The following is a 16,889-nucleotide window of genomic DNA, read 5'->3' as shown; positions in this document are numbered from 1 at the left end:
AGAAACAATATCAAAAATAAGAAATAGTAAAAGGAGACAAAGAGTTATGTTAGAAAGAATGAAAGAGATGATTGCAGACCAGTTAAGCGTAGATGCGGAGAGCATTACAGAGGTTTCCACATTTAAAGAGGATCTTGGCGCAGATTCACTGGATCTGTTCGAGCTTGTAATGGCGCTCGAAGATGAATACTCCGTTGAAATTCCAGCAGAAGACTTACAGAATCTCTTAACCGTTGGCGACGTAATGAACTATTTAAAAGAAAAAGGTGTTGAGGCATAATGAAAACAAGAGTGACAGAACTCTTAGGGATTGAATACCCGATTATCCAGGGCGGAATGGCCTGGGTGGCAGAACATAATCTGGCGGCGGCCGTTTCAGAGGCAGGCGGTCTTGGACTCATCGGAGGCGCAAGCGCTCCGGGAGAGGTAATCCGTGATGAGATCAGAAAAGCCAGAGCATTGACGAATAAGCCCTTCGGCGTAAATATTATGCTGATGAGCCCCTATGCCGATGAAGTGGCAAAGGTGGTTGTGGAGGAAGGCGTCAAGGTGGTTACAACCGGAGCCGGAAACCCGGGCAAATATATGGAAATGTGGAAGAACGCAGGGATTAAGGTGATTCCGGTTGTTGCTTCCGTAGCCCTTGCCAGAATGATGGAAAAGGGCGGAGCCGATGCCGTAGTGGCAGAGGGCACAGAGTCTGGCGGCCATATTGGCGACCAGACGACGATGAGCCTGGTTCCCCAGGTAGTGGACGCTGTTTCCATCCCGGTGATTGCAGCCGGAGGAATCGCAGACGGCAGGGGAATCGCAGCGGCATTTATGCTGGGCGCCGAAGCGGTCCAGATGGGAACACGCTTTGTAGTGGCCAGGGAATCCATTGCCCACCAGAACTACAAGGACAGGATTATTAAGGCGAAGGACATCGATACAGCGGTTACGGGACGCAGCCATGGCCATCCCGTGAGAGGCCTTAGAAATAAGATGACCAGGGAATATATCAAACTTGAGCAGGAAGGAAAGTCCTTCGAAGAACTGGAATACCTGACCATGGGTTCCCTCAGGAATGCCGTAATAGAAGGTGATATCATGACCGGAACCGTTATGGCCGGCCAGATTGCAGGAATGGTAAAAAAAGAACAGACCTGTAAAGAGATGATCGATGAGATGATGGCTGAGACAGAAAAACTGTTGGGAAGAAAATAAAGATGAGAAGCACGCTCCGGGGCCTTTTCCCGCCGCTTGATGAGAAGGCGGCAGAAAATGTACAGAGCGGCTTTTTACCGCCCGGACGCCGGAGGTAAGGCGAAGCGGCGGATGGTAAATCAGTAAAAAGTAAGTAAGGATAAGTTGGGAGCGAGGTAACGCTATGAGCAAAATTGCATTTATTTTCCCGGGACAGGGAGCGCAGGCCTGTGGTATGGGTCAGGATTTTTATGAGCAGACGAACGACGCAAAAGAGATTTTTGACAGGGCATCCGAAATACTCGGATTTTCCATGCAGGAGCTCTGCTTTGAAAAAAATGACAGATTGGATATCACGGAGTACACACAGCCGGCTATGGTTACGGCCAGCATCGCTATGATGAAGGTTTTCATGGAGCGGACGGGGATCAAACCCGATGTGGCGGCCGGTTTAAGTCTGGGAGAATACCCTGCAATGGTAGCGGCAGGCGTTATGTCAACTGAAGACGCAATCCGGACAGTAAGGCAGAGAGGAATCCTGATGCAGGAGGCGGTTCCGGCGGGAGTCGGGGCTATGTCTGCCGTACTGGCCATGGATGCGGAGAAGATTGAAGAAGTGATTGCCGATATCAGCGGCGTTCAGATTGCCAACTACAACTGCCCGGGCCAGATTGTAATATCCGGTAAAAAAGAGGCGGTTGAAGAAGCGGCGGAAAAATTAAAAGCGGCTGGAGCCAAGAGGGTTCTTCCGTTAAATGTAAGCGGTCCGTTCCACTCCTATCTGCTGGAAGAAGCAGGGGAGAAGTTATACGGAGTGCTTAAAGAGGTGGAAGTACATACGCCGGCTATCCCTTATGTGGCCAATGTGACGGCGGAATACGTCACGGACAGCCGGGATGTGAAAACGCTCCTTAAGAAACAGGTATCCTCATCGGTGCGCTGGGAACAGAGTATCAGAAAGATGCTGGAAGACGGAGTGGATACATTTATAGAGATTGGGCCGGGCAGGACATTGACCGGTTTCATGAAGAAAATCGACAGAAACGTGAAAGCGATGAATATAGAAAAACTGGAAGACATTGAGAAGGTAAAGGAGGCGTTAGGATGTTAAACGGTAAAATTGCAGTTGTGACGGGCGCCAGCCGCGGGATCGGCAGACAGATTGCCCTGACCATGGCAAAAGAAGGCGCAGCCGTAATTGTTAATTATAACGGCTCCGCTGCGAAGGCAGAGGAAGTGGTAAAGGAAATCTGTGAGGCAGGAGGCCAGGCGGAGGCGGTTCAGTGCAACGTGTCCGACTACGCAAAGGCGGAGGAATTCCTCAAATATGTCATTGGAAAATATAAGAGAATCGATATTCTGGTAAACAATGCGGGAATCACAAAAGATAACCTGCTGATGAAGATGAGTGAAGAAGAATTTGATTCTGTGATTGATATCAACTTAAAGGGCGCATTTAACTGTGTGAAACATGTGTCCCGTCAGATGTTAAAGCAGAAGGGCGGACGCATTATCAATATTTCTTCCGTATCGGGCGTAATGGGCAATGCGGGCCAGGCAAATTACTGCGCATCCAAGGCAGGCGTGATTGGGCTTACAAAGTCGGTGGCGCGCGAGCTGGGAAGCCGCGGCATTACGGTCAATGCGATTGCGCCGGGATTTATTGAAACAGAGATGACGGATGTACTCCCGGACAGTGTGAAAGAGACAATGGGAGCTCAGATTCCGTTAAAAAAATTCGGAAAAACAGAGGATGTGGCGAATATGGCGGCGTTTCTGGCATCCGATAAGGCGGGATACATTACAGGCCAGGTTATCTGCGTAGACGGCGGAATGGCAATGTAGGTTTTCAGGTATAGCGAGAAAGGCGGTCGGATTATGAGCAATATGACAAGAGTAGTTGTAACAGGAATGGGTGCCATCACCCCAATCGGTAATGATGTGGAGTCCTTCTGGGAAGGGCTGAAAGAGAAGAAAATCGGCTTTGGGCCAATCACATATTTTGACACGGCGGATTATAAGGCAAAGGTAGCCGCCCAGGTAAAGGATTTCAATGCGAAAGACTATATGGACCCAAAGGCGGCCAGGAGAATGGAAACTTTTTCCCAGTATGCGGTAGCGGCGGCCTCACAGGCAATTAAACAGGCCGGACTGAATATGGAAAAAGAGGATCCGTATAAGGTGGGTATCAGCATCGGCTCCGGTATCGGCAGCCTTCAGGCGATAGAGAGGGAATATACAAAACTTCAGACCAAGGGTCCGGGACGCGTAAACCCGCTTCTCGTTCCGCTTATGATCAGTAACATGGCGACAGGCAATGTTTCCATCCAGTTCGGGTTAAAGGGCAAGAGCATCAACGTGGTAACTGCCTGTGCAACGGGAACACACTCCATCGGTGAGGCGTACCGCTCTATCCAGCATGGCGAGGCCGATGTGATGGTGGCAGGCGGCGCCGAGGCCTGTATCACACCTCTTGGCGTTGCGGGATTTACCGCTCTGACCGCTCTCTCCTCCAATGAGGATCCGCAGACGGCATCCAGACCGTTTGACAAAGACCGCGACGGTTTTGTCATGGGAGAAGGCTCCGGCGTGGTAGTTCTGGAATCACTGGAACATGCGCAGAAGAGAGGGGCGGTGATTCTGGCCGAGTTGGTCGGATACGGTTCCACCAGCGATGCATTCCATATCACTTCCCCTGCAGAGGACGGAAGCGGCGCTGCGAAGGCAATGGAATTTGCAATGAATGACGCAGGCATTAAACCGGAGCAGATCGATTACGTCAATGCTCACGGAACAAGCACCCACCACAATGATCTTTTTGAGACAATGGCCATCAAGCTGGCGCTCGGCGAACATGCATATAAAGTAAAAGTGAATTCTACCAAATCCATGGTCGGCCATCTTCTGGGTGCGGCAGGCGGAGTGGAATTCATCACCTGCGTGAAATCCGTTATGGAGAATTACGTCCACGCGACGGCCGGTTTAAAAGAAGCTGACGAGGGCTGCGACCTGGATTACACTATGGGAGAGGGCGTATCGATGGATGTCAATTACGCCATCAGCAACTCCCTGGGCTTCGGCGGTCATAACGCCAGCCTGATTGTAAAGAAATTTGAGGCATAGAATCCAACCGGAATTTAAGAATCAGGAATATGATTCAGGATATGCCCGTCCGGCCGCATAGATACGCCTGACGGAGACGGATATAAATCAGAGATAGAATGAGGTTCAATATGGAAATAAATGATATTATAAAGTTAATCGAGGCAGTTTCCGAACACGGCCTTACGAGCTTTGTCCTGGAGGAGAACGGTTCCAAAATCTCCATGAAAAAAGAAAAAGAGATTGTCACCGTTTCAGCTCCTGCAGTCCAGACCGTAATGGCACCCGGAACGGCCATGTCCCAGGATGCAGCGCTGGCCGGCCTTGCGGTACAGCCTGTATTTTCAGCCGCCGAGGCCGTTCAGGGTACTGGCGCCGCAGCCGAGCCGGGTTCCATCGGTTCCGATAAGATTGTGACATCCCCGCTTGTGGGAACGTTCTACAATTCACCGTCACCCGAGGCAGGAGCATTTGTCAGCGTAGGTGATACAGTGAAGAAGGGCCAGGTACTCGGAATCATCGAAGCAATGAAGCTGATGAATGAGATCGAGAGTGAATATGACGGCATTGTGGAAGCGGTTCTCGTAGACAATGAAGAAGTTGTGGAGTACGGCCAGCCATTGTTCAGGATTAAATAAACAGAACGAACGGAATAAGTGGTTCACGGGCATTGTCCCGGAAAGAAGGTAAAGCATGTTAGGAATCAAAGAAATCCAGGAAATCATTCCTCACCGTCATCCGTTCCTCCTCATCGACTGTATTGAGGAAGTGACACCGGGTGAAGGCGCGGTAGGATATAAATCAGTGACTTACAATGAGCCGTTTTTTGCAGGCCATTTTCCGCAGGAACCGGTTATGCCGGGCGTACTGATCGTGGAGGCGCTGGCACAGGTCGGTGCGGTGGCTATCTTAAGCCAGGAAGAGAATAAGGGCAAGGTCGCTTATTTTGGGGCGATCAACAGTGCGAAATTTAAGAAAAAGGTAATTCCGGGCGATAAGCTTAAGCTGGAATGCCATATTATCAAGCGCAAAGGGCCGGTGGGAATCGGCAGCGCAACCGCAACGGTGGACGGCAAGGTTGCCGTTGCAGCGGAATTAACATTTATGATTGGATAGGTGAGGGCCGATGTTTAATAAGATTTTGATCGCAAACCGGGGAGAGATCGCAGTTCGGATCATCCGGGCCTGCAGGGAAATGGGAATAAAAACGGTAGCCGTTTATTCGGAAGCCGACAGGGATGCGCTCCATACGTTTCTGGCCGACGAGGCCATCTGTATCGGGCCGGCTGCATCTACGGAAAGCTATCTGGATATGGAGAGAATTATCTCCGCCACCGTGGCGATGAAAGCGGATGCGATTCATCCGGGTTTTGGTTTTCTCTCTGAGAATGCCCGCTTTGCAGAGCTATGCGAAAAGTGCAATATTAAATTTATCGGGCCGTCCGCAGAGATTATCCATAAGATGGGCAACAAGTCGGAAGCCAGAAAGACCATGATGGAGGCCGGAGTTCCGGTTGTTCCGGGCAGCAAGGAGCCTGTTTTTACGGCGGAGGAAGGGCTTAAGCTGGCAGAGGCCATCGGTTTTCCTGTTATGATCAAGGCGTCCTCCGGAGGAGGCGGAAAGGGAATGAGAATTTCCCGGGGAGCCGATGATTTTGAGGCCAACTTTAACCAGGCCCAGATGGAATCCGTCAAAGGTTTTTCAGACGACACCATGTACATCGAAAAATATATTGAACAGCCAAGGCATATCGAGTTCCAGATTCTGGCCGATTCATACGGCAATGTGGTCCACCTGGGCGAGCGCGACTGCTCGATCCAGAGAAGACATCAAAAGGTATTGGAAGAATCACCTTCCGTCGCCATCTCGGCCGACTTGAGGAAACGGATGGGTGAAACCGCAATCAAAGCGGCGGAGGCCGTAGGCTACGTCAATGCGGGAACCATTGAATTCCTGCTTGATAAGAGCAAAGAGTTTTATTTTATGGAAATGAACACCCGCATCCAGGTGGAGCATCCGGTCACGGAAGCGGTCACAGATATGGATTTGATAAAGGAACAGATTAAAATAGCGGCGGGAGAGAAGCTTTCCTTCACTCAGGAAGACGTGGTCATCCGGGGCCATGCCATCGAATGCCGGATTAATGCGGAAAATCCTGAAAAGAATTTCATGCCGTGTCCGGGGCGCATTACCAACGTCCATGTGCCGGGAGGAAGAGGAGTCAGGATTGACACCGCCATTTACAATGATTACATGGTTCCGCCGAACTATGATTCCATGCTCTTAAAGCTTATCGTTTACGATAAAGACAGGGAGTCCGCCATTGCCAAGATGCGCAGCGCCCTCGGCGAGCTGATCATCGAGGGAATCGAGACCAACCTGGATTTTCAGTATGAAATCATGAGCAGTGAGGCCTACCAGAGCGGGGAGGTTGACACGGACTTTATTCCGCGTTATTTCCCTCAGTACTGTAAATAGGTTACTGTTCACACCGCATTGCGCTGTGAACAATAACGTAAATAGTGACAATAAAAGTGCAAATAAATATTTCCGTCTAAGAAGGGGAGAATGCCTATGTTAAGAGATATGTTTAAGAAAACGTATACCTTAATCGATACAAAATATGCGGACAGGAACGGGGAAGACCAGCCGGAAAACGGGGAAGAACCCAATATCCCAAAAGGATTATGGCGCAAATGCAACAAATGCGGCCGTCCGATCTATACAGAGGATGTTAAGAATAATTTTTATGTCTGCCCCAAGTGCAGCGGTTACTTCCGTATCCATGCCCACAGGCGTATTGAAATGCTCATAGACGAGGGAACCTTCGAGGAATGGGATAAGGAAATGGAATTCGTAAATCCTCTCGGATTCCCGGGATATGAGAAGAAGATTGGGGCTGCGAAGGAGAAATCGGGCCTCAATGAAGCCGTCATTACGGGTCAGGGAAAGATTTACGGACAGGATACCGTGATTGCGGTCTGCGATTCCAGATTCCTGATGAGCAGCATGGGGCACAATGTGGGTGAAAAAATCACCAGGGCCGTGGAACGCGCTACCTGCGCAAAGCTTCCGGTCATTATCTTTGCCGCTTCGGGCGGGGCCAGAATGCAGGAAGGGCTTGTTTCCCTGATGCAGATGGCGAAGACTTCGGCTGCCCTCAAGCGCCATCACGATGCGGGCCAGCTCTATGTCAGCGTCCTGACCGATCCGACAACGGGAGGCGTGACGGCCAGCTTTGCCATGCTGGGCGACATTATCCTTGCCGAGCCGGGGGCCCTGATCGGCTTTGCAGGCCCAAGGGTGATTGAACAGACGATTAGGCAGAAACTGCCGGAAGGATTCCAGAGAGCCGAATTTTTACTGGAACACGGTTTTGTGGATCGGATTGTAGAGCGTAAAGATCAGAAAGAGGCGCTTGCGCGGATTCTCCGGATGCACAGCGGAAAGAAGAGCTGGCGGAAGGATATGGACGAAGACGAGCGTAAACGCGAGTTGGCGGCGAGAATCTGCGCCCGGGAGGCGGCAGGCCTCGCAGCGGGAAAACCGCGGGGACCGATTGCGCCATTCTCAGGTGAGATGAGGATGAAGACGCTTGATAAGATAGCGAACCGGCAGCAGGATGCCTGGGAGACGGTGCTGAAGTCCAGAAGCAGCGACCGCCTTGTGGCCAGTGACTATATCCGCGTTTTATTTGACAATTTTATGGAAATGCATGGCGACCGCTATTATGGTGACGACGGTGCGGTGCTTGGCGGTATTGCAACTTTCTATGGTATGCCGGTGACGGTAATCGGACAGGAGAAAGGCAAAACCACCAAAGACAACCTGAAGTGTAACTTTGGAATGCCCTCCCCGGAAGGTTACAGAAAGGCGCTCCGCCTGATGAAACAGGCAGAGAAATTTAACCGTCCGGTCATCTGCTTCGTAGACACGCCGGGAGCGTTCTGCGGGCTGGAAGCGGAGGAAAGAGGACAGGGCGAAGCCATCGCAAGAAACCTGTTTGAAATGTCCGATTTAAAGGTTCCGATTCTGACCATTGTAATCGGCGAAGGCGGAAGCGGCGGGGCTCTGGGCCTGGCTGTAGCCAATGAAGTGTGGATGATGGAAAACTCCGTTTACTCCGTCCTGTCGCCGGAGGGGTTTGCTTCGATTCTCTGGAAAGACAGCAAGAGGGCGAGCGAGGCGGCGAAAGTGATGAAGATGACGGCAAAAGATCTTTATGAGCTGGGGCTTGTAGAACGCATAATAGCGGAAGATCTGCCTGCTACGGCCGAGACGGCTGAAATAGTTGGGGAAATCATCGACCGCCATATGAGAGAGTTCTTTAAAACCTGTGAAATTATGACCCCTGAAGAGATAATCAGTCAGAGATATGACAGGTTCAGAGGCTTTTAACATTGTTTTCGTAAAACCCCGGGTTAGCGGCGGTTGACGGTATTACTTCAGAAACAGGATAGGAGACATAGAATGTGTAATTTAAAACCGTTGAAAATAGGTGAGCTGACGGCGAGACTTCCTATTATTCAGGGCGGGATGGGAGTAGGCATCAGCCTCTCTTCTCTGGCGGGAGCCGTGGCAAAGGAAGGCGGAGTGGGAATTATATCCACAGCACAGATTGGTTTTCGGGAGCCGGATTTTGCCGGGGATTCCCAGGCGGCCAACTTAAGGGCCATCGGAACGGAATTTAAGAAGGCGAGAGAAATATCGCCGGACGGGATTATAGGATTTAACATCATGGTTGCCACCCGCAATTACGCCGAATACGTGAAGGCGGCGGTAAAGGCGGGAGCTAATCTGATTATTTCCGGAGCGGGGCTTCCCATCAACCTTCCGGAGTATGTAAAGGGTTCCGCGACAAAGATCGCGCCCATCGTGTCTTCCGTAAAATCTGCCATGGTCATCTGTAAGATGTGGGACAGGAAATATAAGACGGCCCCGGATCTGGTAGTGGTGGAGGGACCTCTGGCAGGCGGCCATCTCGGTTTTGACAGGGATAAACTTCATGATCTGGGAGCCGACACGGAGCACGCCGCAGATACATTCAAAAAAGCGGAGTATGATGACGAGATCAGGGGGATTATCGCCCTAGTCAAAGAATATGCACAGAAATATGAAAAAGAGATCCCGGTAGTAACGGCAGGAGGCATTTATTCCCACGAGGACGTGATGTACCAGCTTGAACTGGGAGCCGATGGTGTCCAGGTTGCCACACGCTTTGTAACCACGGAAGAGTGTGATGCGCCGATGGCATATAAGCAGGCATATCTGGATGCCAGGGAAGAGGATATCATCATCGTAAAGAGTCCGGTCGGAATGCCGGGACGTGCGATCAGGAACCATTTCCTGAAAGAAGTGGAAAAAGGAAAGCAGGCGATTACTCATTGTTACCGTTGTCTGGAGAAATGTGACCAGGCGAAGATACCGTACTGCATTACAAAGGCCCTTGTCAATGCGGTGAGCGGCGATGAAGAAAATGCCCTCATTTTCTGTGGAAGCAATGCATGGAGGGCCGATAAGATTGTGACGGTGCATGAGGTGATGCAGGAGTTGTGCGGCAGCGGACAGGCTGTAGCCGTAACGGAGTAATTTCGACATGGCCGGAGAGGGAACTGCCCGGTGGATTGATGATACAGTAGACGGACGTACTTAACTGAGGAAGCTAAGTACGTCCGCTTTTTTGTGCATATCTTACTAAGAACCGGTCGTTGTATTAGCCGTTTTGTATATTGACGACGAATTGTTTGTATGCTAATATATGAACAGTGAACAAAATAGTATTTTGGTCACAGAATGCCTTACTTGCTTTTGCATACTCTAAGTGGTAAAATTATTGTAATTATCGTAACTGTTCAGAAGGTACTGAATATTTGCGGTTATCCAATCATTAGACTATGCATAAGAAAGAAGGGGACCTATGCCGAAACCGTTTTCTCCTGAAGAACGAAACCAGATACAACAACTGATTCTTGAAAAGTCGAAAGAGTTATTTGTACGTTATGGGTTTGAAAAAATTACGATTGCCGATATTACTGAGGCAACAGACATCGGAAAAGGAACTTTTTATCAGTTTTATAAATCAAAAGGAGAGCTTTTCGTCGATGTTTATGCCAGAGAATGGCGTAGGCTGCAAGAGGAATTATTGCAAAAATATAAGGGATATACCGGCGATATTGCTGAAATTGTCCTTTCCTATATCAGGGATAACCGAAAGAACTTACTGGGCAGTCCCGTACTAAGCATTATATACCAGCGTGGGACGCTGAAACATATCAGTGATAAATATGGAACTCAGGGATTGAAAGAGTTCAGTGAACTGAATAAATCAGTTCTGGAGGAACTGATTAACAGCTGGTCACCGGGATACAATTACGAACTGAAGATGGATTCACGGATCCTTTCCGGAATGATGCGTTCTCTCAGCTATCTGACTTACCACAGGGATGAAATCGGTGAAGATATATTTGAGGATGTCATTAACACGTTTATGGAGTCGATGGCTCTGGAAATAAAAGCAAATATTGCAGTTAAAAACGAATAAAAATACGATAGGTTATAATCGATAGTCTACCATAAGATGTGGGAACAACTGACACAACATCTTATGTTTTTATAAGTTACATTTCATACCCGGATGGATACCGAGCAATTTAAACGGGGATATTCCGGACGAGCTGTAACAGGTAAAATGCCGTTTTCAGGCAGCTATTGAGGATAGCCTATTTTTTTGCGCCTTTTTTACCGTCGATGCAGGCAGCGAAGATTCATTTTCCTGTTTTTATCTTTAAAATTGTTGTTGGCCACACAATTGAAATAAACAGAGAAACACGATAACACACACGTAAGGAGGAAAAAAATTGCAAATTACCGACTTAAAAAAATATCTTGTCATTCTATCCACAATTTTATGGTGCGCTATTACAGTGCTTGGCTGGAAAAATGAAAACTATTTAATCTGTCTCATTCTCAGTGTTTTTATAATGGGATGCTATCTGATACTCGGCGCAGCAAACAAAGGAGTATTGAAACAAAGATTTCTTATTTATCCGCTTTTATCCTGGGCGGTTGTCTGGATTGCGGCATTTGTCTGTGCCGCATACTTTGCGGATAGTTATGCAGGCGTGGTTCCTCCCCTGATTCTGGGCCTTCATCCGTCCCTTGCCTGCATTATCGGCGGATTTTGGTTTGGCGGCCTTTTGACGCTTCTTCTTGGCTGGCGCGTGAACAAAAGTGACTGGATGTCTTCGGAAGACTGGGATGAATTTGTAAGCTTAATAAAAGAGTTGGATGTACAGGAACAGAAGGAGGCCGGACAAAATGGACATTAATACGATTATTATTCTTGGAGTTGCGATTGCGATTATTCTCTCATCATTTGTAATTGGATGGCTCGGCATGAAAAAACTGAAAAGCAACCAGGATTATTTTGGGGCGACCATGCAGTTTGGGCCTTTTTCAACCGGCATGTCCGTTATGGCGGGCACGGTCAGCGCGTTTGCCCTGGTGGGCGTAAACGGACTCGTCTACGCGAACGGAACTTCTATGGCTCTCTGGATGCTGACATCCTGCGCCGGTGCGTTTGCCATGCTGCTTTTGGCTAAGAAAGTGCGTGGAATGGCGGAGCTTGGGCCGGTTTCCTCCCTCGGCGATTTAACGGATTTGAGATTTGCCAACAGCCGCGTGATCAAAGGATTTATGTCATTTGTACTGATGCTGGGCTGTCTGGCTTACCTCTCTTCACAAATCACTGCAGGCGCTGCGATGCTCAGCCATCTGATGGGATGGAGCCAGATTGTTTCCGGACTGGTTATTTTCTCGGTGGTTGCCCTTTATATGTCTTTCTCGGGAGAGATTGGAGGCATGCTCACCCAGGCCTATCAGGGAGTCGTTATGTGTGTTGCCGTAGTCGTACTGCTGATTGCAGTGCTGGTCACCACCGGCGGTATGGGAGGCGTTATGGAAGCTGTCGCTTCAGCCGGAACGGTCACCTCGGCAGATGGAAGTATTACGAAAGCATTTTCTCCCGACCTTTTAAACGCCTGGGGAACCAGCGCTAAGGCGACCTGTTTTGCATGGATTTTTATTCCGATAGTCGGCACAATCGGCCAGCCCCAGTGTATCAGCCGAATGTATGCGCTGAAGGACCCCAAGGATGTACCCAAAACCGCAATCATCAACTGTCTGAGCCATATTATTGTCGCCGCCGGTTCGGTGTTCATCGGTTACGGCGTCCTTTATCTGGTTGCATCGGGGAAAATCCAGCCTCTGGCCAAAGCAGACGACGCGATTTTCGTTTTTGCCGATTACTGCGGGCTGGGAGTCCAGATCGCCGCTTACACCGCGGTTTTAGCCGCTTCGATGTCCTCAGCCTCACTCTACCTTTCGACCTCTGCAATCTGTCTGTCAAAAGACCTTCCGTCTGCTCTCGGCGTTCACTTTAAACCCGAGACGCAGTTGAAGGTGTCGCGTATCACCATGCTGGCAATGGGATTCGGCGCAATATTCTACTCCCTTTACGCCAGTGAGAGTGTTGCTATCCTGGGAACCTTCGGCTGGGGAACCCTGATGTCGGCGACCTTCCCTCCCTTTATTCTTGGTTTTTTGTGGAAGGGAATCAGCCGCCGCGGCGTTGAAGCCGGGCTGATTGTATCTGCGGTCTTAAATGTACTGTCTCTGTCTGTTATTAAGTGGCCGGGCGCTCTTCCGTGGTACATCAATGTCATATCACTGACCCTGGCGGTTACCGTAATCGTTTCACTGCTTGTTCCCGACAGGGACAAGAATTCTATCCGTGCAAAGAAAATTGATGCTGTAATTAATTTATAAAACAATACCGGTTGCTGTCGCAGCAGATACTGCTGTAAAAAGTAATACCGGTATATAAGGAGCGTAACAATAGAATGGATCATACAAGAATTTATCTGAACGGACACATTCTTACCGTAGATAAGAATGACAGCTTGGCCGAAGCACTGGTAACTCAGGGGAAGCTCATTAAATATGTCGGCACGCGGGAAGACGCCATGAAGTATTCCGGTGGTGAGGCAGAAATAATTGATTTAAAAGGAAGGGCTTTGGCTCCCGGATTTATTGACTCCCATATTCACCTGGGCCAGATTGGGATGGGGCAGGTATCCGCCGACTGTCGGCGAGCCACATGTATCGCGGATGTGGTGGAGCTGATTCGCAGGCAGGCGAAGAATACCCCGAAGCACGAGTGGGTCCGGGGCTGGGGCCTTAACGAAATGAAGCTGGCTGAAAAACGGATGCCCACCTGTGAAGAACTGGATCAGGCGACAACGGATCATCCGGTCATGATTACGAGAGCCTGCTACCATGTTTCTGTCAATAATACAATGGCGCTCCGTCTTGGCGGCATATCCGACGGCACGCCTTCTCCAGAGGGGGGCCTGATTGAAAAAATTAATGGACACATAACCGGAACGCTTAAAGAGGCTGCACACAACAATCTTTTAAAGGTGGCCATGCCCGGAGAGGATATGCTTGAAGACGCTATGGCATCCGCCTCAGACAGTCTGATACGCCAGGGTATCACATCGATCCATGTAGCAGGCTGTTACGGATATCCGCAGATGCGGGCCATGCGGAGAGGAGTTCAGAGCGGCAGAATTAAAAACCGCATTTATGCAGTTTTATTCACCTTTATCGACTGTGAACAGTTTATCGACGATTATATCAAATGCGGCATCGTAACCGGATTTGGTGACGAACATTTCCGTATCGGTCCGGTCAAGCTGATGATTGACGGATCCACGAGCGCCCCTACCGCGGCCATGTTTGAACCTTATGATTCACGTCCCGGTGATACGGGCATCCTCTGTTACACCCCGGAGCAGGTGGAACGCATGATGATTAAAGCCAACCGGGCCGGTTATCAGTGTACCGTCCACGCCGTGGGCGACCGGGCTGTGGAAGTGATGGTAACAGCAATCGAAAAGGCTTTAGAGGATACCCCCAGGACAGACCACCGGCATCGGATTGAGCACTGCGGCTTTATCAATGAAAATCTGGTAGAGCGCATTAAAAAACTGGGCATTGTTGTTGTTCCCCAGCCGGCTTTCTTTTATGAATTCGGTGATGGCTATGTAATAAACTATGGAAAACGGATCGACTCAATGTTTCCCTGCCGCACATGGTTTGACAATGGCGTTGTCGCCGCCGGAAGCTCCGATTGCCCGGTCACCAGTTCCGATCCCCTCTTCGGCATTTTTGAAGCGGTCAACCGTGTGACGGGCAGCGGCAGAAAAGTTTCCCAGTGTCAGAGGATTAATATAAAAGAAGCGTTGCGGATGCATACATACAACGGTGCCTACGCCAGCTTTGAGGAGCAGATAAAAGGTTCCCTCGAGGTTGGAAAATTAGCCGATATGGTAGTTTTGTCCGAGAACCTCTACGAGGTTTCTGCAGAAAACATCAGAAATGTTCGTGTGGAACGTACAATTATTGACGGCGAAGACGTTTTCATTGCCGAATAAAAAAAAGCCTCCATTGGTGCTGTCCGGTGGAGGCTTTTTGGAGATTTCCGTGTCTTCTATGATCCTGGATATTGTTTTTATCCCCGGAAACGGTTAAGACATGCGTAAATTTCCTGTATGCGGGGCATGCATAATCCCATCGCCGTATAGGAGGAGCTGCTAAATGCCGCCAGTCCTTTTTTCTCATATTCCTTCATAAGGAGGGACACGGTTTCCTGCAGGGTATAACGTGACAGCAGATCGCGTTCCAGGCAGAACCGGACCATCTGCGCCAGAGCCGCGGTCTGTTCGCTGTCGGCCAGCTGCTCAACAAAACGGAGATCAACCGGCTCTTTTGCAACCTGGAAGGAATCCTTACCGAAAACTTTAACCTTAATTCTGTCGTCGTCTCTGCGGCCGTCACCACGCTCATCCCTTCCGCCTCTGCGGCCGTCACCACGGTCGTTCCTGCCGCCTCTGCGGTCCCTACGGTCATCTCTGCCATTGCCCCAGCTTTTACTGAGGTCTTCACTGGGCTCGATATCTCTTCGTCTGCAGGAACTTGAGCCGCTGTTCCTGCAGATCAGTTTCCTGTCGGCTGCAGGCAGATTAAATCCGGGCGCCGTCGTTGCGGGAGCTGAGGAGGCACGGTATTCATTGCAGGCCTTTTTGACCTGCTCCGTGATATCGCAGGGGCGGTAAGAATCCATCTGGATTACCGTGTCGGCAATATAGAAGTAGGCACCGGAGCTTCCGGCCACCAGTATGGTAGAAATTCCGGCTTTCTCATAGAGTTCCCGGGCCCTCTCAATAAAGGGAGTAATAGGTTCCTTATCACGGCTTACAATCTTCTCCATCAGTTCGTCACGGAGCATGAAGTTTGTGGCGGACGTATCCTCATCGATCAGAAATGCCGCTGCACCGGCTTCGATTCCCTCAATGACGGCCGCCGCCTGCGATGTGCTTCCGCTGGCGTCTTCGGAGGAGAAGCGGGAGGTGTCCCTGCCGTTCGGCAAATCATTGATGAACAGGGAAATATCCACATTATTGATGCTCCGTCCATCCTCAGCGCGCAGTTTAACCGCGGTTTGGTCCGTTATCACATATTCGCGTCCGTCTCCGGCAATATGGTTGTACACGCCGCTTTCCAGAGCCTTCAGCAGGGTGGATTTGCCGTGATAGCCTCCTCCGACGACCAGGGTAATTCCTCTGTGGAGCGCCATGCCGTGGATTGGGCCATGGTGCGGCAGGTTAAGGGTGATGCTTAATGAAGCGGGAGACATAAACGGGACACTGTCCTTCATAGGCCGATCCGAAATACCCGTTTCTCTGGGCAGGACAGAGCCGTCGGCGGCAAATGAGACAAGGTTAAGCCGCTTCAGTTCATTCCGTATAAATTCCTGATCCTCTGCGAGTTCGATCACGCTGCGGACCTGTTTCGGATCCCTGTTCCTATAAATGAAAACATTTCTGACGCAGCCGGGAAGGAAATCAAACAGTATTTTAATCAGTTCGCCCGAGTTGATAGTCCTGCCAAAAGCCGGAAATCCCACCTCGAAACGCGCTGTGATTCCGCTGTCCGTACATTCGCATGCCGTGCGCTCCAAAACCTCCTGCCCCGGCCTGCTGGTAGCAATAAGGCCGCTTTTGCCGGAGCCTTTGGCCTTGAAGTTAAAACGTGAGATTTCCTGGCTGAAACAACGCAGCAGATAATCCTCCAGGGCGGTTTTCTTCCATGGCCTGTCGGTATATTCGGAGGGAAATGCGTTTATTTTGCGGGGAACAAACACACTGACTTTGGACGGGGAGGCAAACGGATCTCCCTGAACGTGGTCGATCGATAAAATATAGTCTTTAAAATCATAGGAACCCTGAGCAGATTTATAAGCGGGATAGCTTTTGTGATCAACGGATTCCAGAAGTCTTTTTAAATCCTGGGACTGATTCATGGTTTTTTCCTTTTCTGCAGATACATTTGGGTCTGCAATTGATAATTGATGGTGGTAAACCGGGCTCTCTATCTTTAAAGGCCGGCAGGATACGGAAGGAGTATCTTGCAATCCGTACCAGAATATTTTAATTCATCCATACCAAAATGGCAAGAGATCCATGCGGTTTGAGTGTCA

At 49.8% G+C, this 16,889-nt stretch carries 15 protein-coding genes; 14 read left to right on the top strand and 1 reads right to left on the bottom strand.

Annotated features, from left to right (window positions below):
* Positions 1-46: 46 nt before the first annotated feature.
* The 14 genes from acpP (at position 47) to V3C10_22875 (ending at position 14,784) form a co-directional block, all read left to right on the top strand.
* Positions 47-280, top strand: a complete 234-nt coding sequence (acpP, locus tag V3C10_22940) for an acyl carrier protein (protein ID WVP62123.1) — start codon at positions 47-49, stop codon at positions 278-280.
* Positions 280-1,206 (top strand): enoyl-[acyl-carrier-protein] reductase FabK, encoded by a 927-nt coding sequence (gene fabK, locus V3C10_22935; GenBank protein WVP62122.1) that lies wholly within the window; start codon positions 280-282, stop codon positions 1,204-1,206. The genes acpP and fabK overlap by 1 nt, the downstream gene beginning before the upstream one ends.
* A 163-nt stretch (positions 1,207-1,369) precedes the next feature.
* Positions 1,370-2,296, top strand: a complete 927-nt coding sequence (gene fabD, locus V3C10_22930; GenBank protein WVP62121.1) for an ACP S-malonyltransferase — start codon at positions 1,370-1,372, stop codon at positions 2,294-2,296.
* On the top strand, positions 2,290-3,030 hold the full coding sequence (gene fabG, locus V3C10_22925) for a 3-oxoacyl-[acyl-carrier-protein] reductase (GenBank protein ID WVP62120.1): 741 nt from the start codon (positions 2,290-2,292) through the stop codon (positions 3,028-3,030). The genes fabD and fabG overlap by 7 nt, the downstream gene beginning before the upstream one ends.
* A 33-nt stretch (positions 3,031-3,063) precedes the next feature.
* A complete protein-coding gene (gene fabF, locus V3C10_22920) occupies positions 3,064-4,308 on the top strand; it encodes a beta-ketoacyl-ACP synthase II (GenBank protein WVP62119.1) in 1,245 nt (414 codons plus the stop codon).
* 110 nt (positions 4,309-4,418) lie between these two features.
* A complete protein-coding gene (gene accB, locus V3C10_22915; protein WVP62118.1) occupies positions 4,419-4,925 on the top strand; it encodes an acetyl-CoA carboxylase biotin carboxyl carrier protein in 507 nt (168 codons plus the stop codon).
* A 55-nt stretch (positions 4,926-4,980) separates the two neighbouring features.
* On the top strand, positions 4,981-5,403 hold the full coding sequence (gene fabZ / locus V3C10_22910; protein ID WVP62117.1) for a 3-hydroxyacyl-ACP dehydratase FabZ: 423 nt from the start codon (positions 4,981-4,983) through the stop codon (positions 5,401-5,403).
* A gap of 10 nt (positions 5,404-5,413) precedes the next feature.
* Positions 5,414-6,766, top strand: a complete 1,353-nt coding sequence (locus V3C10_22905) for an acetyl-CoA carboxylase biotin carboxylase subunit (protein ID WVP62116.1) — start codon at positions 5,414-5,416, stop codon at positions 6,764-6,766.
* Between the two features lie 96 nt (positions 6,767-6,862).
* Positions 6,863-8,686 (top strand): acetyl-CoA carboxylase, carboxyltransferase subunit beta, encoded by a 1,824-nt coding sequence (accD, locus tag V3C10_22900; protein WVP62115.1) that lies wholly within the window; start codon positions 6,863-6,865, stop codon positions 8,684-8,686.
* A 72-nt stretch (positions 8,687-8,758) separates the two neighbouring features.
* Positions 8,759-9,877, top strand: coding sequence for a nitronate monooxygenase family protein (locus V3C10_22895; GenBank protein WVP62114.1), 1,119 nt, complete (start codon positions 8,759-8,761; stop codon positions 9,875-9,877).
* A 328-nt stretch (positions 9,878-10,205) separates the two neighbouring features.
* Complete coding sequence (locus V3C10_22890; protein WVP62113.1) at positions 10,206-10,829, top strand: TetR/AcrR family transcriptional regulator; 624 nt, start codon at positions 10,206-10,208, stop codon at positions 10,827-10,829.
* A gap of 316 nt (positions 10,830-11,145) precedes the next feature.
* Positions 11,146-11,616: a hypothetical protein gene (locus V3C10_22885; protein WVP62112.1), complete on the top strand. Its 471-nt coding sequence runs from the start codon at positions 11,146-11,148 to the stop codon at positions 11,614-11,616.
* Positions 11,606-13,114 carry a hypothetical protein gene (locus V3C10_22880; GenBank protein ID WVP62111.1) on the top strand — a complete coding sequence of 503 codons (1,509 nt, stop codon included), beginning with the start codon at positions 11,606-11,608 and terminating at the stop codon, positions 13,112-13,114. Before V3C10_22885 ends, V3C10_22880 begins: the two co-directional genes overlap by 11 nt.
* A gap of 74 nt (positions 13,115-13,188) precedes the next feature.
* Complete coding sequence (locus V3C10_22875) at positions 13,189-14,784, top strand: amidohydrolase (protein WVP62110.1); 1,596 nt, start codon at positions 13,189-13,191, stop codon at positions 14,782-14,784.
* Positions 14,785-14,861: 77 nt separating this feature from the next.
* Here the strand turns inward: V3C10_22875 and V3C10_22870 are convergent, their stop codons facing one another.
* Positions 14,862-16,712, bottom strand: coding sequence for an ABC-ATPase domain-containing protein (locus V3C10_22870; GenBank protein ID WVP62109.1), 1,851 nt, complete (start codon positions 16,710-16,712; stop codon positions 14,862-14,864).
* Between the last annotated feature and the right edge of the window lie 177 nt (positions 16,713-16,889).

Origin of the sequence: [Clostridium] symbiosum, from assembly GCA_036419695.1 — a bacterium.
In the GTDB taxonomy this organism is placed as follows: Bacteria; Bacillota; Clostridia; order Lachnospirales; family Lachnospiraceae; genus Otoolea; species Otoolea symbiosa_A.
Note: the sequence above shows the minus strand (reverse complement) of the source record. Positions and strands in the feature narration are given on the sequence as shown.